The organism is Parcubacteria group bacterium (assembly GCA_016186325.1).
Classification (GTDB): domain Bacteria; phylum Patescibacteriota; class Minisyncoccia; order UBA10092; family UBA10092; genus JACPHB01.
On the sequence record JACPLW010000006.1, the window covers coordinates 39,029 to 59,365 of the forward strand.

At 42.4% G+C, this 20,337-nt stretch carries 17 protein-coding genes; 11 read left to right on the forward strand and 6 right to left on the reverse strand.

Annotated elements, in window-relative coordinates; genetic code table 11:
* The first annotated feature begins 28 nt into the window (after nt 1-28).
* From aepX to HYW79_02410, 6 genes are read left to right on the forward strand one after another with little or no spacing between them, the layout of a single operon-like run.
* Nucleotides 29-1,342, forward strand: a complete 1,314-nt coding sequence (gene aepX / locus HYW79_02385) for a phosphoenolpyruvate mutase (GenBank protein MBI2635369.1) — start codon at nt 29-31, stop codon at nt 1,340-1,342.
* Nucleotides 1,339-3,549: a phosphonopyruvate decarboxylase gene (aepY, locus tag HYW79_02390; protein ID MBI2635370.1), complete on the forward strand. Its 2,211-nt coding sequence runs from the start codon at nt 1,339-1,341 to the stop codon at nt 3,547-3,549. Before aepX ends, aepY begins: the two co-directional genes overlap by 4 nt.
* A complete protein-coding gene (locus tag HYW79_02395; GenBank protein ID MBI2635371.1) occupies nt 3,546-4,871 on the forward strand; it encodes a hypothetical protein in 1,326 nt (441 codons plus the stop codon). The genes aepY and HYW79_02395 overlap by 4 nt, the downstream gene beginning before the upstream one ends.
* Entirely contained in the window at nt 4,868-5,605 is a 738-nt protein-coding gene (locus tag HYW79_02400) for a polysaccharide deacetylase family protein (protein MBI2635372.1), read from the forward strand. Before HYW79_02395 ends, HYW79_02400 begins: the two co-directional genes overlap by 4 nt.
* Before the next feature lie 2 nt (nt 5,606-5,607).
* Nucleotides 5,608-6,843 (forward strand): glycosyltransferase family 4 protein, encoded by a 1,236-nt coding sequence (locus tag HYW79_02405; protein ID MBI2635373.1) that lies wholly within the window; start codon nt 5,608-5,610, stop codon nt 6,841-6,843.
* Nucleotides 6,840-8,213 (forward strand): CDP-glycerol glycerophosphotransferase family protein, encoded by a 1,374-nt coding sequence (locus HYW79_02410; protein ID MBI2635374.1) that lies wholly within the window; start codon nt 6,840-6,842, stop codon nt 8,211-8,213. Before HYW79_02405 ends, HYW79_02410 begins: the two co-directional genes overlap by 4 nt.
* 4 nt (nt 8,214-8,217) lie before the next feature.
* Here HYW79_02410 and HYW79_02415 read toward each other — a convergent pair whose 3' ends face one another.
* The 5 genes from HYW79_02415 to HYW79_02435 all read right to left on the reverse strand — a co-directional run bounded on the left by HYW79_02415 (nt 8,218) and on the right by HYW79_02435 (nt 14,116).
* Nucleotides 8,218-9,741 (reverse strand): B12-binding domain-containing radical SAM protein, encoded by a 1,524-nt coding sequence (locus HYW79_02415; GenBank protein ID MBI2635375.1) that lies wholly within the window; start codon nt 9,739-9,741, stop codon nt 8,218-8,220.
* Nucleotides 9,742-9,803: 62 nt separating this feature from the next.
* Entirely contained in the window at nt 9,804-10,556 is a 753-nt protein-coding gene (locus tag HYW79_02420; GenBank protein MBI2635376.1) for an acylneuraminate cytidylyltransferase family protein, read from the reverse strand.
* 356 nt (nt 10,557-10,912) lie between these two features.
* The gene (locus HYW79_02425) at nt 10,913-11,242 is read right to left on the reverse strand and encodes a hypothetical protein (GenBank protein ID MBI2635377.1); all 330 of its coding nucleotides are present in this window, start codon (nt 11,240-11,242) and stop codon (nt 10,913-10,915) included.
* Nucleotides 11,243-11,333: 91 nt separating this feature from the next.
* Nucleotides 11,334-12,200 (reverse strand): hypothetical protein, encoded by an 867-nt coding sequence (locus HYW79_02430; GenBank protein MBI2635378.1) that lies wholly within the window; start codon nt 12,198-12,200, stop codon nt 11,334-11,336.
* Nucleotides 12,201-12,391: 191 nt separating this feature from the next.
* Entirely contained in the window at nt 12,392-14,116 is a 1,725-nt protein-coding gene (locus HYW79_02435) for a radical SAM protein (protein ID MBI2635379.1), read from the reverse strand.
* Nucleotides 14,117-14,284: 168 nt separating this feature from the next.
* On the opposite strand from HYW79_02435, the gene HYW79_02440 reads away from it, so the two are divergent.
* The 5 genes from HYW79_02440 (at nt 14,285) to HYW79_02460 (ending at nt 19,541) form a co-directional block, all read left to right on the forward strand.
* Nucleotides 14,285-15,172, forward strand: a complete 888-nt coding sequence (locus tag HYW79_02440; protein ID MBI2635380.1) for an NAD(P)-dependent oxidoreductase — start codon at nt 14,285-14,287, stop codon at nt 15,170-15,172.
* Nucleotides 15,165-17,147, forward strand: coding sequence for a 1-deoxy-D-xylulose-5-phosphate synthase (locus tag HYW79_02445; protein ID MBI2635381.1), 1,983 nt, complete (start codon nt 15,165-15,167; stop codon nt 17,145-17,147). Before HYW79_02440 ends, HYW79_02445 begins: the two co-directional genes overlap by 8 nt.
* Nucleotides 17,144-17,719, forward strand: coding sequence for an HAD hydrolase family protein (locus tag HYW79_02450; protein MBI2635382.1), 576 nt, complete (start codon nt 17,144-17,146; stop codon nt 17,717-17,719). The genes HYW79_02445 and HYW79_02450 overlap by 4 nt, the downstream gene beginning before the upstream one ends.
* A 43-nt stretch (nt 17,720-17,762) precedes the next feature.
* Nucleotides 17,763-18,524 (forward strand): SDR family oxidoreductase, encoded by a 762-nt coding sequence (locus HYW79_02455; protein MBI2635383.1) that lies wholly within the window; start codon nt 17,763-17,765, stop codon nt 18,522-18,524.
* Between the two features lie 141 nt (nt 18,525-18,665).
* Nucleotides 18,666-19,541: an N-acetylneuraminate synthase family protein gene (locus tag HYW79_02460; protein MBI2635384.1), complete on the forward strand. Its 876-nt coding sequence runs from the start codon at nt 18,666-18,668 to the stop codon at nt 19,539-19,541.
* A 66-nt stretch (nt 19,542-19,607) separates the two neighbouring features.
* On the opposite strand, the gene HYW79_02465 is transcribed toward HYW79_02460, so the two are convergent.
* Complete coding sequence (locus HYW79_02465) at nt 19,608-20,333, reverse strand: glycosyltransferase family 2 protein (protein ID MBI2635385.1); 726 nt, start codon at nt 20,331-20,333, stop codon at nt 19,608-19,610.
* Nucleotides 20,334-20,337: the final 4 nt, after the last annotated feature.

Here is a 20,337-nt window from a genome sequence, read left to right on the forward strand (position 1 = left end):
GATAAAGATGGCGGCGATTAGAAAAAACATGAAGAATTCGAAAAATAAAAACAACAAGATTACTTATGTGGCGATGTCTGCCGATCTCTTGCATCCGGGCCATCTTAATATTATCAACAGAGCTCAAAAACTTGGAAAAGTCGTAATTGGCCTTCTGACCGATGAGGCGATAGCAAGCTACAAGCGCGTTCCGCTTTTAACTTATGAACAACGCAAAACCGTAATAGAAAGTGTTAAAAGTGTCAGCGCCGTTATACCACAAACAACTCTTGATTACGTGCCGAATTTACGCCGACTTAAGCCCGATTATGTAGTCCATGGCGATGATTGGAAAACGGGGGTCCAAAAAGAAGTGAGAGAGCGGGTGATTCAGACACTCAAAGAGTGGGGAGGCAAACTTGTTGAGCCGAAATATACCCCCGGCGTGTCTTCTACCAAACTCATAGAGGCAATAACCCGCGTTGGAACTACTCCCGAAAAACGGATGCGAATGATCAGACGAACGCTCAATACCAAGCCGCTAGTCAGGATTTTAGAAGTCCATAACGGACTTACCGGCAAAATCGTGGAAAGAACAAAGATCAGCAAGGATGGAAAAACCCAGGAATTTGATGGAATGTGGTTAAGCAGTTTGACCGATTCCGTAGCGAAGGGCAAACCCGATACTGGGATAGTTGATTTTACATCCCGTCTTAATACCATAAACGAGGTCTTTGATGTCACTACCAAGCCACTCATAATGGATGGTGATAATGGCGGCTCAATAGAACATTTTGAATCCACGGTGAGGACCCTGGAGCGTCTTGGCGTCTCCGGTATTATTATTGAAGATAAAACGGGTTTAAAACGCAATTCATTATATGGAACCGATGTTGTTCAAGACCAAGATGGTATCGAAAATTTTTGCGAAAAAATATCGGCGGGCAAAAAAGCGCAAGTGACGGATGATTTTATGATAATCGCCAGAATTGAAAGCTTAATATTAAAAAAGGGGCTTAAAGATGCTCTGGTAAGAGCTAGGGCGTATATAAGCGCCGGAGCCGACGGCATTATGATTCACAGTAAAGAGAAAGACCCATCGGAAATTTTGGCTTTTTGTGAAAATTATAAAAAATTTGATAATAAGGCTCCGTTAATAGTCGTTCCGACAACCTACAATTCAATTACTGAAGAAGAATTGACTAAGGCCGGAGTGCAAATGGTTATTTACGCCAATCATCTTTTAAGAAGTTCCTATCCGGCTATGGAAAAAACGGCAAAATCAATTTTGGAAAATAAAAGGTGTCTGGAATCGGAGGAATTTTGCATGCCCGTAAAGGAACTGCTGGATTTGAATTTATGATTTCGCCAAAAATATTTTATGACCTGCTGGTTAAAAACGGGATTGGTTTTTTTTCGGGAGTTCCCGATTCGCTGTTAAAAGATTTTTCCGCTTATATCACGGATAACGCGAAATCAAATTCTCACATTATTGCCGCTAACGAAGGCGGAGCCGTCGCTTTAGCAACCGGATACCATTTGGCCACCAAAAAAATCGGCCTTATTTATATGCAGAATTCCGGCCAGGGTAATGCCGTTAATCCTTTGGTTTCGCTTGCCGATCCGGAGGTCTACGGCATCCCCATGCTTTTACTGATAGGATGGAGAGGCGAACCCGGTGTTAAAGATGAACCGCAGCACATCAAGCAAGGGCGGATAACTCCGGAAATTTTAAAGGCGTTAGGCATTTCTTTTGAAATATTGCCAAGCTCTTTGGATGACGCAAGAAAAGCCGTGAAGAAAGCTATTGTCTATATGAATAAATTTCGCGCTCCATATGCGCTTGTTGTAAGAAGCGGCACGTTCGCGCCGTATGCGCCTAAGAAGCCGGTTCAGCCGCTGAATTTGCCGCTTTCGCGGGAAGAGGCTATAGAAATTATTACTGATGAATTGCGGGGCGATGAAATTTTTATATCTACGACGGGTAAAACTTCGCGCGAACTTTTCGAAGTGCGGGAAAATTCCGGCCAGAGCCATCAAAAAGATTTTTTGACGGTCGGGTCAATGGGGCATTCTTCCCAGATTGCGCTTGGCATGGCGCTGGCCAAGCCGGAAAGCCAAGTTTATTGTCTTGACGGCGACGGCGCTCTTATTATGCATATGGGCGCGCTCGCAGTTATAGGAAACGCGGCGCCGGAAAATTTTAAGCATATAGTTTTAAATAATTACGCGTATGAATCGGTGGGCGGCCAGCCAACCGCCGCTTTTTCAATGGATATTCCTCAAGTCGCTCGCGCTTGCGGTTATAAAAATGTGTTTCGAGTTTCAGAAGCCGGAAAATTAAGAGATGTCATTGCTGATTTTAAAAGAATGCCGGGTCCGGCATTACTTGAAGTGGCGGTAAAGACGGGTTCGCGGGATAATCTTGGCCGCCCAACTTTAAACCAAAAAGAAAATAAAAATTTATTTATGGATTTTGTAAGTCGTGGCTCGCAGAATCTTTTAGCGGCGGAAGGGTTAAAAAAGTTTTTTGAAAAGAACGGGGCCAGGCGGGTATTTTTGGTTACCGGGGGAAAATCATATATTACATCGGGAGCGGAACGAATGTTTCACAAAGTGTTATTGTCTTATGAAATTACGAAATTCAGCGATTTTAGTTCTAGCCCAAAGTTAGAAGACGCGGAGCGCGGGATAAATATTTTTCGGAAGAAAAAATATGATGTTGTCGTGGCGATTGGCGGCGGTAGCGTCATTGATATGGCCAAGCTTATAAATATTCTTTCAGTTCAAGACGGGTTGCCTATCGATTATATTTCCGGCCGTAAAAAAATTACCAAAAATGGAAAATTATTGATAGCCATTCCAACGACAGCTGGTTCGGGAAGCGAGGCGACTCATTTTGCCGTTGTTTACGCCGAGGGAAAAAAATATTCTATTGCCCATGAATCTATACTTCCGGCTGCCGTGATAATTGAACCACTGTTAACCATGAATATGCCGGTTCGCCTTGCGGCCGCATCGGGCATGGATGCTTTATCACAGGCGATAGAATCATACTGGTGCGTCAACGCCACCGATGTTTCCAAACATCTTGCCGAAAGGGCGATTCGATTGATACTCGGCAACCTTGTACAGTCCGTAAAAAATCCGAATCTTGAGTCGCGTTCTGCAATGGCGTTAGCCTCGCATTTGGCCGGCAAAGCTATTAATATAACCAAAACAACCGCGCCTCACGCCATTTCTTACTTTTTTACTTCTCGATTTGGCATTCCGCACGGACATGCCGTAGCCCTTACTCTGGGGAAAATATTTGTTTATAATAGCCATATCAATAGCAAGACAATGGCTGAATTATCGCGTCTTTTGGGAGTTGCCAATGCCGGCACGACGGCGCGGAAAATTAATAATATTATGGAGCAAATCGGCCTTGAAACTCGGCTTAGTAAATTGGGTGTTCGCCAAAACGATATTGATTCGGCGGTAAAAAGCGTAAATGCTGAACGCCTTAAAAATAATCCAAGAAAAATGACAGAGAACAATATTAGAGAAATACTATTATCAATACTATGAATTTTAAGAATCAAGAAACAATAGAAGTAGATGGATGGCGCGCTTACGATTGGCCCATTGAATATAATGAATCGGATTATGAAGAAGCTCGGATTGAAATAATCAACCAAATCCGCAATACTCCCGGGCTTGTCGCCCTGTTTGAATATGGCTGGATTCCATATCCCGGAATATCGGACATGGATTTTTGGGCGGTTTTTTCGGATGACGCGGAAAAAATGGGCCTTACTTTACATCCGGCGCTTTCCCAAAAGACTAAATACCTGATGAGTCATCAAATCACGCTTTTTACGGAAAAACATTACCGCAAAATGCTTTATTTTGATCCTTGGACTACTAATATATGGCCAAATGGCCAACGATTATTGTACAAGGCCGATGGTATTGAAAGAGATTTAAATTTTGAAAATATAAGTTTTTCTAAAGAAGAAAAGGATATTCTAAGTTTGGCTCGCGTCGAAGAAGACTTGGCGGTAATAAGTTCAACTATTTCCCATTATGCAAAAAAGGAGCTGCCGGCGAGACATATTTTAGAAACAATTAAAACCTGCGTTTATCTCGTTCGCGAAATAAATAATATTACCGATAGAAAAATTAGCTCTTCCTTTTCCGAAGATCTTAAGGACTTAAGAGACAACTGGTTTAAGATTGACCAGCGGCAAGCCGCCCGGAGATTGATAAAATTATTTTACGACGGCTTACTTCTTAGTTTTGAAGCCGCTTTTTCCTTGAATGATTGGGCTCGCAAATATTCCCACTTAGAAGACATTAAGAATTTGGGGATAGGAAAAACCAATTTTTGGAGCGGCTCTTTTTTGGATAAAAAATCAAAGAATGTTTATTATAATTCTTTTGGCGACAGCCGTGTTTTTACCGATTTTATCAAAACTCCGTCGCAAGCCCTGAAACTATCAATTGATTCTTGCCAAGAATTTAAAATAGGATTCGGCCGTTATTCCAGAACTATTGATTTTTATATTGTTTTCCAGCCGCTGGAATTAGCCGCCTTTTTTTCGTGTCTTATTTCCGAGCATGGCTCGCTAAGCGATAATATTCGGAAGAACACTTTTAGCAACTTAAAAGAAGTGCCGGTTTTTCGGTCTGAAATCTTTCAGGAAAAAGTAAAAATGATAAATGAAATTACGGAAGTTTATAATAACAAACGAGCCGCGAACGCCGGTGGAAAGGGATGGCATTTTGGAAACAGCAGTTTTCAAAATTCTTTTGAACACAAAAAGCTAAAGAAAAAACTCGCGGTTTTTTGGCTGAAACGCAAGTTTTGGCGCGCCGTTAGTTTGGCGGTAAAAAATTCTGAATTATGAAAAAAATTTTTATAACGACAAGCTGGGACGACGGGCATAAGCTCGATTTAAGGGTGTCTGAACTTCTTACAAAATACGGTCTTGCGGGAACTTTTTATGTTGCAATAAATCAGGACAACCGCCTTAGCGATGATGATATCAGAGAAATTTCTAAAAATCATGAAATTGGCGCTCACACCGTAAATCATCCACACTTAAGCGTTATCAGAATTGACGAGGCCACGGAGGAAATTAAAAACTCCAAAATAATTTTAGAAAAAATTATCAGTAAGCCGGTTGAGATGTTCGCCTATCCTTTCGGGGATTATAATGAAGAAATTAAGCGGATTGTCGGCTCCCTTGGATTTGCCGGCGCGCGGACGGTTCGCGATTGGACTATTGAAACGCCCGGTGATTCTTTTGAAATGAAAACGACCCTTCATGTTTATCCGCATCCGTTGCGCCCGAATACCGGCAGTATCCGTGCCGGCCTGCGGCCATTTTTTGATAATATCGGGGGCATTATTAAATATAGAATTTCGCCAAAAGCACTGTTTTCGTGGCAATCGCTGGCGCGAGGTCTGTTTGATTACGTTTATAAAAACGGCGGCGTTTTCCACATCTGGGGGCATTCCTGGGAAATAGAAAAATACGGAATGTGGCCCGAATTGGAAAATTTTTTTAAGTATATTTCACATAGAGATAACTGCATTTATTTGACCAACTGTGATTTATTAAAGAGAAAATCGGGCTGATTATGAAAATTTTAATTCTATCGGATTCTTTTGAAGATGGCGGAGGAGCGGCCCGTATGGCGCGCTCAATGGCGCTGGGTTTTAAGCGCGCGCTTCACGATGTTTGCGTTATCGCTTCCGTCCAAGACAAAGCGCTTGCGGGCCAAAAAATGGTTGAAGGCATTAAAGTGTGGTCTATTTATTCCAATTATAATCTTTTTTGGCGCGCTTATCGCAGCTTATACAATCCCCAGACCGTAAAACACATCGCTAAAATTATTGAAGAAGTAAAACCGGATGTTGTTCACGCCAACAATATCCATGTTCATCTTTCATATCACGCACTGAAGCTTGCCAAAAAATCAGGTGCCAAAGTTTTTTTGACGGCGCATGACGTGATGCCCTTCTATTACGGGAAACTGGCGGAATTCATAAACCCCGATGATTTATCTTGTCCCGAAAAGTTCAATTATAAAATCAGTGTTTGGCAACAAATTAAAAGAGCGGGCAAAACATATAATCCTTTAAGAAATATAATTATCCGCCATTGTCTTAAATACGTTGATAAAATAATCGCCGTTTCAAGCGCTTTAAAAGAAACGCTTGTCCAAAACGGCATATCCAATGTCGCTATTGTCCACAACGGCATTGAAATTGAAGAATGGCGATTAGATGATGGCAGTGTTGAGGAATTCAAAAAGAAACATGGCTTAGCGGGAAAACGGATTATTTTTTTTGGCGGACGCTTAAGCTGGCTGAAAGGAGGGCGGGAAATTTGCTTGGCGATAAAAAAGGTGATTGAAACAATACCCAACGCGGCTCTTTTACTCGTCGGAAAAACAGACGGAGAGGCGAAAGAAATCTTGGATTTTGCCGCCGATTTAGAAATTAGCGAAAATATTATTGCTGTCGGCTGGCTTTCCGGAGACGAACTTAAAGCTGTTTACCGCGCCGCTGATATTGTGGCAACGCCATCCGTCTGTTTTGATTCTTTTCCGACCGTAAATTTAGAAGCTATGGCTTGCAAAAAACCGGTTATCGCCACTTGTTTTGGCGGAAGCCGGGAAGCGGTTATAGACGGCGAAACCGGCTATATCGTAAATCCGTTTAATATTGAAGCGATGGCCGGAAAAATAATTGATTTGCTTCAAAATCAAGAAGAAACAATACAGTTTGGCCAAGCGGGGTATGAACAAGTTAAGACGAGATTTAGTTTAGAAAAAATGATTGATAACTATTTAGAATGGTATAAAAAATGAAGACGATTTTTATAACCGCATTTCATCCTTTTATTTCCAAAAACATCCTGAATACGGACGTGTTTAAGATTTTGAAAGCTCGCAATGATTTAAAAATTATTCTTTTGGTACCAGTAATTTTAAAAGATTTTTTTGAAAATAATTATCGTTCGGATAATGTAATTGTTGAAGGCGTTGACTTAATGCCGTTTAAAAATTCCAGTTCAAACAATTTTTTTTCAAAAGTCGCTTTTTTCTTTATCTATAATCATTGGATTCGACATAAAAGGCACGAATATTTAAGCGCCCATCCAAGCTTCTATAATTTTGTAAAATTTCATGTCTTTATGGTTCTGACATGGTTTTTGTCAGGCTATAAAGTCATAAATAAGACTTTTAGGTTTTTTGATTGGCATTTTTCGCCCGGCAGTTTTTATGAAAATCAGTTTGAAAAATATAAGCCTGATATTATTTTTTCAACCGACGTATACGATGATTTTGATCAGGCGCTGATTAAAGAGGCGAAAATAAGGAAGGTTTTTGTCGTTGGAATGGTTCGTTCCTGGGACAATAATATCAGCAAGGGACTGATGAGGTGTCTGCCCGACAGATTGATTGTCAATAATGAAGTGATAAAAAAAGAAGCGATAAAAATTCATAATTTTCCCGAAGAAAACATTTTTATCGGCGGCCTTCCCCAGTTTGACGATTATCTTAAGGCGCCTTTTAAAAGTCGGGAGGAATTTTTTAAATCAGTTGGCGGAGATCCCGATAAAATGACGATTTTATTTTCTCCCGGTAGCCGGGAAATTTCCGCGGATGCCAATATCGTTATTTGCGAAGCGTTTAAAACCGCAAAAGAAAGAGGCATTTTACCAAAGGATGTTCAATTTTTTGTCAGAAACCATCCTACAAGGCCGGACAAAGTATTAGAAAAATTCAAAAACGACCCGGATTTTATTGTTGAAATGCCCGGTACGATGAAGGGTAGCGGAAAATTTCTTGAATTCTCAATGCAAGACAGTATTCATTTAATTGATACCGTTTATTATTCGGACGTGGTGGTTTGGATCGTAACTTCAATCGGTTTGGATTCTTTGGTGTTTGATAAACCGCAAATCGCGGTTGATTTTGACGGCTTTAAATCTAAACCATACTGGTCTAGTGTTAAAAGTATGAATGATTATGATCACCTGATAAGTTTTTTTAAAACAAGTAAAGTTAAAAGGGCCGGGAGTATTGAAGATTTAATTTTATGGATTGGTGAGTATTTGAAAAATCCGCGACTAGGCGAAGAAGGCAGAAAAAAAGCTGCTAGAGAGCAGCTTTGGAAAGTAGACGGCAAATCGGGCGCGAGGATAGCCGATTTTATCCTATCTTTTATTTTTTAATATTTTAACTATCTTCAATATTTCCATCGGGATTATCAAAGAATGTTTCTATAAACTCTTTGCGAAGATTTTCCCAAATCGCATTGCCTTCGGGTGTTAGAGCTTCTGCTTTGGCAATTTCTGGCCAGCGTTCTTTCGGAAATTTTACGTACATCGCGAAAACCCGGCGCAACGCGCTGATTTGCTCTTTATTAAGATAGGGCGGTGGCATATTAAGCACGGAGTCATCGGAATTTCCGGGACAAATCATATTCGGACTTATGTATCCTTTTTTTACAGCCATGTTTCTAAGATTTGTTCCATGGTATGGAGTAAAAATAGAACAACTCATTGTATCACTATACACCTGGCGATTAAGCTCAATCGTATCAAAGACCAAATCGCGGGTCTCGTCGGGAAAACCTATGATGTTATTTACACTGAATAGAACTCCGCATTCATGTGGAATTATCAGCTTTTCGGTAAGTACTTTATTCGTATAAGCACGATCGATAACTTCTTTACGAAACTTTTCATTGCCGTGTTCAATGCCGAACACCAGTTGATTGATGCCCAGTTCTTTTAGTTTTTTAATGCGCCGTTCAACTACCGTCTCCGGTCGGGTTTGGCACCAAAATGGTACTTTAATGTCTTGGTACACCTCGCAAAATTCATCAAACTCTTTTTCAGACCATGCGAAAAAAGTATCGGCCCAAAAGAAAAAGTATTCTGCCCCGTAAACATCGCGGCAATTGAGCAGTTCTTTTCTAACTTCTGTTAAAGATTTTTTGCGGAAAAACGGTTCTCCTATTGCGGATTCAAAAAGAGAATTCTGTGCCGGAGAGTTGCAAAATCGGCAAGTGTACGGACAACCGCGGTGTGTTTCAATAGGAAATAATCGATAAATTTTTCCGGTCATTGGACGACGGAATTTGGATTCCTCGAAAATGGAAAAATCCGACAAAGGATTTGCGTCCATATTTACTATCGACCCCATTGGATTTTTTCTAACGGAGCCGTCTTTCATTCGTACCCAAAGACCTGGTACATCGGAGTAATCTTTATTTCTGCTCATTCGATGGCATAGGTCAACCAGGGCGTATTCACCTTCGCCGACACAAAGAATGTCTATTTCTTTATATCTCATGCACACTTCGGGGGCGAAAGTCGCAAAGACGCCACCCAAAATTACAGGCACTTTTAAATTGTTCACGTAACTAAGCAGATTAATCGCCGTCAGAAACATGCTCTCGGTTGCTGTGACTAAAATCAAATCCGGACAAAATGACTCAATCTGTTTCCTGAAGGCCTCATAGACATCAACTTCCTTTGAAGTGGGTTCTATCTCAAACGGCCTGACATTTAAATTTGCCATTTTAACTTTTCCGGAACTCTTTAAATCGGTTTCCGTTTGATAACCCGAACTATCAAATAATGAAACTGTAAAGCCTTCGCGCTTCAGTAGCGCGGAAAAAAGTGCTAGAGTTGGCGACACTATTGATTCGGTCTGTAGGCTTGGATAGAGCATCAAAACGCGAAATCCAGACATTTTCCTCTCCTTGGTATGTGTTTGTTTTGTTAACGAGCCAGCCGCTAAGTTAGCGGTATAATTTAAGCAATTTTTTTATGTGAAGTCAAATTCCGCTTAAGCTGGCGGAATTTTGCTTCCATTTTTTCCCAGTCCGAAGGGATGTTTATGTCTTCGTCGTAAAAATCGCTCACGATATAGGGCTCTTGTTTTGAACCGCCGAAGTAGCAAGCGTTTTTTCCGTATAAAATCTTAGGCTTCATAACGAACACCAGGTCATTTTTGACATAATATTTAGGCAGAAGCTGACGGCGCGCCGGAGCGTATTTCACGTTCTGGTTTATGGCGTTGAGCAATTCGTAGCTTTTGCCTTTTTTAACCGGCCGGACAATCCAATAAGGATGGTGGTGGGCGGCTGACAATTCGCAAAGAGGCACGACCACATCCGGGTCTTTTTTCAAAAATAGTTCTATCGCTTCATCAACCTGTTTAACGCTCCTTAGAGGATTGGGCGGCATCAGTAAAACTATAGCATCAGTTTTATAATTCTCATTTTTTTTAAGCCATTCTATCGCATGTTTTAAAACAGGTTCCATCTGTGTTGTGCTTTGAGCCAAGTTTTTTGGGCGCAAAAATGGCGCTTCAGCGCCGTATTTTTTTGCTACCTTGGCTATTTCGGGATCGTCGGTGGTGACGATTACCCGGTCTATTAAGCGGCTTTTGAGAGCCGTTTCAATTGCCCAGGCAATCAGGGGCTTGCCGCAAAAGTTTCTTATGTTTTTGCCCGGGACGCCCTTTGAACCGCCCCGAGCCGGTATTATTGCTATGATATTCATATGTTTTAATATTATACGTTAATTTCTTAAAAAATCAAGTTCGCAATAATAAAGCCCCAATGCAAGCATTGGGGCTTTTTGGAAAAATTTATTACATTTCCAAAATTTTACTAATCATTTGCAGGTTCACCACATCGTTGACATATTCTTGTAAAAAAACCTTTATAAAAATGACCACCATTATTAAAACACGCACTATGACATTTCTTTACATCACCACAAACAAATATACTCGTTGGTTTCCCCGTCAGGGAATCAAACTTCCCAGTCGGGACGACGATCATTCTTTTCCCGCAATTTGTGCAATAAGGAGCAGCCATTGTCCTCGTCCTCCTTGTTAAACCCAACGCTTCGGTTTAGTCACTCGTCGCTATGACGGGCGCTATAATCGATAATTTAAATCTACCATAAAATAAGATATCTGTCAATATATACGTATATATCAGATTAACCCTCGGAGAACGGGAAGAGATTTTACATTTCCAGAATTTTGAAGGTCTCGTCGCTGTCAACGCATTCGCGAGCCCTAAGGAATGTGTCCATTGGCATGTCGCCGAAATTAAGCGGCTTTTGAGAGCCGTTTCAATTGCCCAGGCAATCAGGGGCTTGCCGCAAAAGTTTCTTATGTTTTTGCCCGGGACGCCCTTTGAACCGCCCCGAGCCGGTATTATTGCTATGATATTCATAACTTTACAAAAAATACAATAAAGTTATTAAAAAGTCCAATTATAAAACCCGACAAGTTGCTGTCGGGTTTCGCTTTGAAATTTTATGTTATCAACCATCTATCCACGCCGAAGTCATTTTTTCTGGTCTCCACTGCGAGATAAGCTGTTGGTTAACTTCTTGGACGGTTGATTTTTCAAAGACAGCTCGATGTCGCCAGCTATCAAAGAACTTTAGCTGAACCACCCCGTTTTTGTGCAACTTTCTCAGCTCATTATAGCCAGCGCCACCATTGAAGGTAGTGGAAGTATCTCCGTTGATAAGAAGGCCGTCTTTACGAAGAACCCGAATTGCCTCTGTAACAATCTGAACCTTATCCTCGTCAGATATTCCGAGTGAATAGAAGGTGCAGTTGCACGGTCTACCTTCGTAATCAGCGTTACTGACGCATTTTCTATCAGAACCCATTTCACAAGTACCTTTGTCGCAATGGCACTCGTTAAAACGCGGAATACTTAGCACGTTGGCTAACGCCACTATATTGAATGTTTCATTTGGAAAAGGCAGAGCACATCCATTTGATTTCAAGATATCAAAGTGACCATTAAAGTGTCCTAAATCCTCTAATCTTTTGATTTTATTTCTCAAGTCTTTCGGATCCTTAAACCCTATCCCACTACAAAGTCGGAAATCATAATCAACACAAACATATCGAGAAATTCTTTTGTTTAGATCAGCCAGATTGTAACCGGCATTATTCCATTCTTGCATAAGCCTTTCTATTCTTTCAATTTCTCTGACGCTTTCTTTTATCTGGTATTTACTCAGATCACTTTCGTATTCTGTTAGATTTTTTTTATACTTGACTTCTTCAATTCTATTGACATGCTTGTTAAGCAGCAGAAAATCTAAACCAAACCATGGATAATCTCCGCAACCCATCTCAAGAACACTCAATGGATATTGAATATTTATCATGCCAGGCCCTCCTTATTTATAAAGATCGTTTAAAATATAATACCATTATTCATTACGGTTGTCAAAATTGGCAAGTGGAGCGCTGGTTTACTTTCACGTAAATTCAAAAATTACGGCAAAATCTAACGATTGTCTCGGAATGTTGTAATTTTTAAAACCTCCCAATTTGATTTGAGAGGTTAATTGAAATTTTACATTTCCAGAATTTTGAAGGTCTCGTCGCTATCAACGCATTCGCGAGCCCTAAGGAATGTGTCCATTGGCATGTCGCCGAAATTAAGCGGCTCACCAGTTTGAGGATTATGAAGCAGTTTTGTAGCGTCATCGAGTTCCAAAACATACTGATGGAAATTCTCGTCGCAAATCGGCTCACGCGTTACCGGGTTAAAGTTAATTCCGAAAACTTCATTAAGCATTTTTTTGACCTTCGGATGGTTAAGCATTTCCGTTCCCGGATACCAGGTGGCGGTAAACATTCTCCTGTTTACCGAATCGGGCAGTTTGCCGCGGGAAGTGTAGAAATCTTCCTGCCATTTTATGAAAGCGACGCTGATTTTAAGGTCTTCAAGGGTTTCGGTCGGATACGCCATAATCCAGGTGCAGTTGGCGTGGATTCCGGCCAAATCGCAGTTTTTGATTCCCTCAATCATGGTGCGGGGGAATTCGTAGGTTTTTCCGTCAACCCTTATTGGCGTTAACCCGTTTTTAAGGATAAAGCCGCCCTTATTCATTGCTTTAAGGACCGACGGAGAAGCGCTCTCGGCGCCAAAGCCAATGTAGACACATCCGGCTTCGGCCATCAGGTCAACGCGTTTTGGGTCTTCGAAAATATATTCGCCCGGCTTTCCGGCTTTCGGCCGCAAGCCGGCTGATTCGTCAAGCCGCGTGTGCGTGCCCCAGCGGACACCCAGCGGTTTAAGATATGGGACAAGCTCAACAATTCTATGGTAATCAACTCCAAAATTATCGTCGGGCATTCCAATAAAGTCCACGCCGTATTTTTCAATATGGAGTTTGAATTCCTCGGCGAGGTTTTTCGCCGAACGCATTCCGTAATTCCTTTCACCCTGCGCTCCGCGAAAGCAGAAAGCGCAAGCGTAGGGACAGCCGCGGGAAGAAACAAAATTAGTGCTTCTTCGCATCTCGAAAGATGTTGCCGAACTATTGTTGGCCGAAGTCCCCCAAATGGCATTGCCAAGATAGTATTCAAGCATTTCATATCCGAAAACATCTTCTTTGAGCAGGTCTAAATCGGCAAAGGGTATGGCGTCCAAATCTCTCGGCCGGTCGCCTTCATAAAGAAAGCGGTAGCATCCGTGAATTTCACCGACGTAATAAGGCGCCAATTTTCCGGAGTTGATGGCATTCGCAAATCCCATTTCTTTGATGATTTTGGCGTCGTAAGCGATTTTTATAATCACATCATCGCCTTCGGAACGGGCAACGCCGTCAAGTTCGGGAATATAATTAAATAATCCCGCTTTTAGCTCGGTTGCCAGACCGTTTCCAGAAACCAAAAAGACATTAGGCAGAAGCTCGCGAATCATTTTTGCGACTTTTTCCTGCCAGCGCAGAGTGGTGATTTTTCCTGAAAAGCCGACAAGGTCAGGTTCTCCGTGGACTTCAAAGTGTTTTTTAATAAGCTCAAACACTTCCGGTTCTGTAAGATGGCGGCCGTTTACAAGACCGCGTTTTTGCGCCAGTTCGTCTTTTACGCGATAGCCGTTTAAATCAATTACGGTGGCGTTGATGCCATAGTTTTTGCGCAGATTAGTCGCGAGAAGAAGGGGGCCCTGGGGAGTATTATTTGGCACCGCCGTTTCACGAAGCGGCATATTAATAAATACGGCATTAAGATTTCTCAAATCAGCCGGTTTAATATCTTTAACAACATCCGCGGGGTGGATACTATTCATGGTTTTCCTCCGTTTTATTAATGAACTTTAAACGCGTTTATAATTAAACGCCGATTGGTTCGGATAATAACATTTAAATTTAATTTTGACAAGATTTAAATTTTGTGTTAGATATTTAATGCTAAAACAGCTTTGACCTTTGAAAACTAAAAATCGGAGGAACAAAAAATGAAAAAAATCGGATTCGCTGGTTTGGGGATTATGGGTTCTCGTATGGCAAAGCGGTTGATCGCCGCCGGTTACGATTTGACAGTTTATAATCGCACGATAGAAAAAACCGATAAATTAATCAGTCTCGGAGCGCAGTTTGCCGCAAATCCGCGGCAACTTGCCGAGAATTCTGATGTGATTATTACAATGGTAAGCGATGATCCCGCCCTTTGCGCGGTTACGGAAGGTGGATCAGGCGCGTTTGCCGGCGCTCGGCTTAATACGGTTTTTATTGACTGCAGCACGATTTCGGTTAAGACAACTAAAAATTTAGCTCGGCAGGCCCAAGATTTTGGATTTAATTGGCTGGACGCGCCGGTGCTTGGCGGTCCCGCGGCGGCCGAAGCCGGCGAATTGCCTTTTGTTGTTGGCGGATCCCAAAATATTTTAGAGCTGAATGCTGATATTTTTAACGTTCTTGGCAAAAGAGTTGTTTGGATGGGTGAAAATGGCATGGGCCAAGCCGCTAAAATTGTTCATAATCTGACCTGTGGCGTGTCGCTGGCAGTTTTTAGCGAAGCAATCATGCTTGGCGAAAAATTCGGTTTGACCAGAAAACAAGTATTGGAAACTCTTTTGAACGGAGGAGTGGCAAGCCCTCTTTTGAAAGCTAAGGCCGCCAAACTTGAACAAAATAACTTTGAGCCGGCTTTCGCGCTGGCAATGATGGGAAAAGATTTGATGTTGGCGCGTAATGCCGCCAAAGAATTCGGGCTAATGCTTCCGGTACTTTCCGATACCGAATGGCTTTACGCGATAGCAAAAGCCTATGGTTTTGGTGGGTTGGATTCATCCGCAGTCATTAAGGCGCTTGAGATTTTGGCGAAAGGAGTCGCGCATGACTGATGCCGTGATCAGAATTATCCCTCAATCAGAGTTTAGCCGCGTTTGGCAATCGGTTGGCGGTTTATATGAAAAACTTTACGTGATTGCCGATATGTGCCGCTTAAATACGCTTTCGACGGTAAAACGTGCCGGTTCCGGCCATCTCGGTTCAAGCTTTAGTGCTATGGATATTGTTGTTTGGCTCTACTATCGTGAGATGAATATTGATCAAGCTGACTTCGATAATCCGGATCGAGACATCTATTTTTCGTCTAAAGGCCATGATGTGCCCGGTTTATATTCGGTGCTTTTTTCGCTCGGAGAGATTTCCGAAAATCTTTTCTTAAAACTGCGGCGTCTTGGTGGTCTTAATGGCCATCCGGATGTAATAAATCAAGGCATTGAAGCCAATTCTGGATCGCTTGGGATGGGAATTTCTAAGGGTCGTGGTATGGCATGGGCCAAAAAGCATTTGAGTCTGTTCGGACGAGTTTTCGTTATGACCGGTGACGGAGAATTTCAGGAAGGCCAAAACTATGAGGCATTGCGGGGAGCGGCTCATCTCGGCCAAGATCGGCTAATTGTGATTATGGACCATAATAAAGTCCAAAGTGACAAATTGGTGAAGGACATTGGCGATCTTGGTAATCTTGAAGAAAAATTTTTGTCATTCGGCTGGCACGTTGAACGCTGCAAAGGTAATGATTTTTGGGCTCTAGAAAAAACTTTTGGTAATATCAAAAAAATTTCAGGCAAACCAAAAATAATTATTGCCGATACAGTCAAAGGTTGCGGGGTTTCTTTTATGGAACATCCTCGTGCTTTAGAAGAAGAAGGCTTGTATAAGTGGCACGCCGGCGCGCCGGACGATGTTTCGTATGAGGCTGCTCTTAACGAACTATTGGGGGAGATTAACAGTCAGTTTATTAAACTCTCGCTTGAGCCGTTAGTTGTTAAAGAAGTTTGCGATGATAAGCAATTGGCAACGAAGGGATCTTTAGTCGGCGAACAATTAAGCCAAGCAGAAATTCAGAAACAAATTAAGGTAGCCGATGAATTTGTTGCCAACGCTTATGGCAAAGCTCTTGTTGAATTGGGCAAGAAGCGCGGCGATTTTGTGGTGCTTGACGCCGATCTTGCGGCGGATTGCCGGTTGCGCGAGTTTGAAAACAGATTTCCTGAAAGATTTATTGAAGTCGGAATTGCTGAGCAGGACATGGTTTCCATGGCTGGCGGTTTGGCGCGGCAGGGGATACTTCCGATAGTCAACTCTTTCGGCGCGTTTCTGGCGTCGCGGGCCAATGAACAGATTTATACGAATGCTTGCGAGGGTTCTAAAATTATTTATATCTGCCATTACGCCGGCTTAATTCCAGCCGGACCGGGAAAATCACACCAGTGTTTGCGGGACATTTCACTTTTTGGCGCTCTTCCAGACATAACAATTGTTCAGCCATGTAATTCTTGGGAGATGCATCAAGCCCTAAATTATTGCGTGAGTGTAGCGAAGCGCAGTTGTATGTTGCGGCTTAACATCGGTCCTTCTCCGAGGATAATTCAATTGCCGGAAAATTATGTATTCGTTAAAGGAAAAGGCGCTGTTCTGACGGAGGGGGATGACGCGATTATTTTCGCGTATGGGCCGGTGATGCTTCATGAAGCTCTTTTAGCTTCTGAAATACTGGCGAAAAAAGGATTCGGATTAAAAGTAGTTAATATGCCGTGGCTGAATTCGGCGGATATTGAATGGTTAAGAGAGGTTTTAGGCGTGACTGCAGAAATATTCGCGCTGGAAGACCATAGTACGATCGGCGGCTTAGGTGATTTTCTGTTAAACCAATTTGTTGCCAATAAACTTTTGGAAGGAAAAACATTCAAGAAATTCGGAATAACCGGTTTGCCGGAATGCGGACGGCCGGATGAGGTGCTTAAATTCCACGGCCTTGACGGCGTGACACTTGCAGAAAGCATCATAAACAATGGAGGCTGTGCATGAAAAGCACATATGAATTAGCGAGACGAATTAAAGCTGTAATTTTTGATTTTGACGGCGTATTTACGGACAATAGCGTGCTTGAAGGGGCGCCCTATAAAGGCAAATGGCGCAGTCACTACGATGGACAAGGAGTTTCTTTACTACGAGCGGTTGGCATACGGGTAGCGGTGATTACCAATGAAACTGGTATTCACGCTGAGCCCGCCGCTGGGCTTGTTGAAAAATGGAACAATTTGCCTTCGGCTAAAAAGCCACCGGAGAATGGCGGTTGGGCCGAAGTCGCGTTTTTTACCGGAATGGGCGGTGCGCGTAAAATTGAAGCTGCTGAACAATTTATTGTAAGTATTGGTGTTTCTTTTGAAGAATGTGCGGCAATGGGGGACGATCTTGTTGATGTGCCGTTGCTTCGCCGGGTCGGGTTTCCGGTAGCCCCGGCCCAAGCCGAAAAGGTTGTGAAAGAAATAGCGTTATTTATCACGGAAAGGCCGGGCGGCGCGGGCGCCGTGCGTGATTTCGTTAATTTAATTTTTGAAGCTCGTGGGATTGATCCAACAATTCTTTCTACCAGTTAATGCGCAAAAAGGAGAGTTGAAGATGAGTTTAGAAGCGTATAAAATGTTTTCCGTTAAAGATAGGGTGATAGTTATCACTGGCGGAGCGGGATTTCTCGGAATGCAATTCGCCAAAGCACTGGATGATGCCGGCGCGACAGTAGTTTTATGGGATAAGCCAGGCGCTTATTTCGGAAGCCTTTTTCACAATGAAGTTGACATCACTGATGAAAAAGCCGTTCAGAAAGCGGCACAAGCCGCTGCAAATTTCTTCGGCAAAATTGATGTTTTGATTAATAACGCCGCGATGAATCCGGCGGTCGGAAGCGATGAGGCGAAGCAAATGTTTGCACCCTACGAGGAATATCCCATTGACCTATGGAAGAAAGAGATTGATGCTGACCTTACGGGAATGATGATTTGCACCCAAGCGGCGGCAAAACAGATGATGAAACAGGGCTCGGGAGTGATTGTAAATATCGCTTCTGAAGTCGCCAATATCGCCGTTGACAATCGGATTTATGGTGAAGGCAAATTCAAATCAATTGCTTACATTACTGCAAAGTCCGGCGTGCTGGGTTTGACCCGCGCTTGGGCCTCTTATCTAGGCAAGTATGGCATTCGCGTCAACACTTTTACTCCCGGCGGGATGCCGAAAGCGGAAGTTCCGGAAGATTTCAGAAAGCGTTATTCATCTCTGAATATGCTTGGCCGGATGGCGGGAGTTGGCGAATACAATGGCGCGATTTTATTCCTTTGTTCCGATGCTTCGTCTTTTATGACCGGTAGCCAGCTTATCATGGATGCCGGAAAAAGCGCTTGGTAAATTTTTTAGCCCCGCAGTCGCGGGGTTTTTGATTTGATAAAATCTTAAACTTTTATATGTAAACTTTTCTTGACTTTGTGCTGTTATATGGGATATAATCTCGGAAAGTTTTTTAATAGTTTCATAAGCGGAGGGAACCAGATGGCTGTTAAGATCGGTAGCAAGTGGATTGGCGAGGGCCACCCGTGTTTTATTGTTGCCGAAATCGGCATTAACCATAATGGCAGTTTGGAAATCGCCAAACAGCTTGTTGACGCGGCGGCTATCGCCGGAGTTGACGCGGTTAAATTTCAGAAGCGGACACCGGAATTATGCGTTCCTTCGGGGCAGAGAAGTGTGATGCGGGAGACCCCTTGGGGTTACATGACTTACATGGATTATAGATATCGAATTGAATTTGGCAAAAACGAATACGATCAAATTGACTCTTACTGCAAATCAAAAGGCATTGTTTGGTTTGCGTCATGTTGGGATGAAGACAGTGTTGATTTTATGGCTCAATTTGATCCGCCTTGTTATAAAGTTCCATCCGCCGGTCTTACCGATAAAGAACTTTTGATGCGTATGCGCGTAAAAAACAAATCCGTTATTCTTTCAACGGGCATGAGCACAATGAAGCAAATTGATAAAGCGGCGGAAATTTTAGATCCTGAAAATTTAATAATTTTGCATTGCGTCTCAACCTATCCGGCAAAGCTGGAAGAATTAAATTTGAAAGTGATTCAAACTCTAAAGCGGAAATTTCCGAATATTCCAATAGGATACAGCGGACACGAGGTTAGCTTGGCGCCGAGCGTAATGGCCGCAGTTTTGGGAGCGAATGTTATTGAGCGGCATATAACACTGGATCATACTATGTGGGGGACGGATCAGGCGGCGAGTATGGAACCTAAGGGTTTTCAACTTTTGATTCGCGATATTCGCACTTGGGAAGCGGCTAAAGGCAACGGCGTAAAGCGCGTTTTAGAATCCGAAATCCCTATAATGAAAAAACTGCGCCGGAAAACCGATTTTTAATTTAATCTATTGATACATTTCAATCCCGATTCCAATCGGGATTTTCTGTTAAAGGAAATAAGTTTTTTAACGCCGGAATATGCCGTTCTCAAAACCAAGGCGGGCGATAAGATAATCAAACAAGACGCGCATTGTCTGAAAAGAATAAATAGCGGATTTTGAAATGCTTATGGAGGTATGTTCCCCGGAATAATCGCAACGGATGGGAATTTCTCCGACTGAAAGGTTATGGAATCGGGCTAAGGCAATAATCTGAAAACTGAAAAGGTGATCATCGGAAGTTTTTGCCAAGTTAACGGTTTGGATGAGATTTTTCGTGTAAACGCGGAAACCGGTGTGGAATTCGGTAAGCGGAAGGCGAAGAATTAATCGGTCAATAAAACTTAAACCGATGTTGGCCAAAAATCGCGGAAAAGACATTTTGTCTTTTAGCGTTTGTTTCCAGTTGGTGAACCGGGAACCGAGAAGCAATGAATAGTTTTCTTTTTTGATTTTTTCAAGCGCCGCGGGGATATAAGACGGGCTGTATTGTCCGTCGCCATGGATTTCAACCATGTAATCGGCTCCTCTTTTAATTGCCTCTTCCAAACCAAATTTTATGTTGCCGCCGTAGCCGGTGTGCGGGTGGGTAATACAAGTAATACCAAGATTTTTTGCCGTCTCCATTGTATTATCTAAAGAAGCATCATCGACAAGAATAATCTCATCAAATAATTCTTTGGGAATTCTTCGCCAAGTATTTTCAATCATTGGGGCGCAATTATAAGTTAAGATGATGCCTATGGTTTTCATTTTT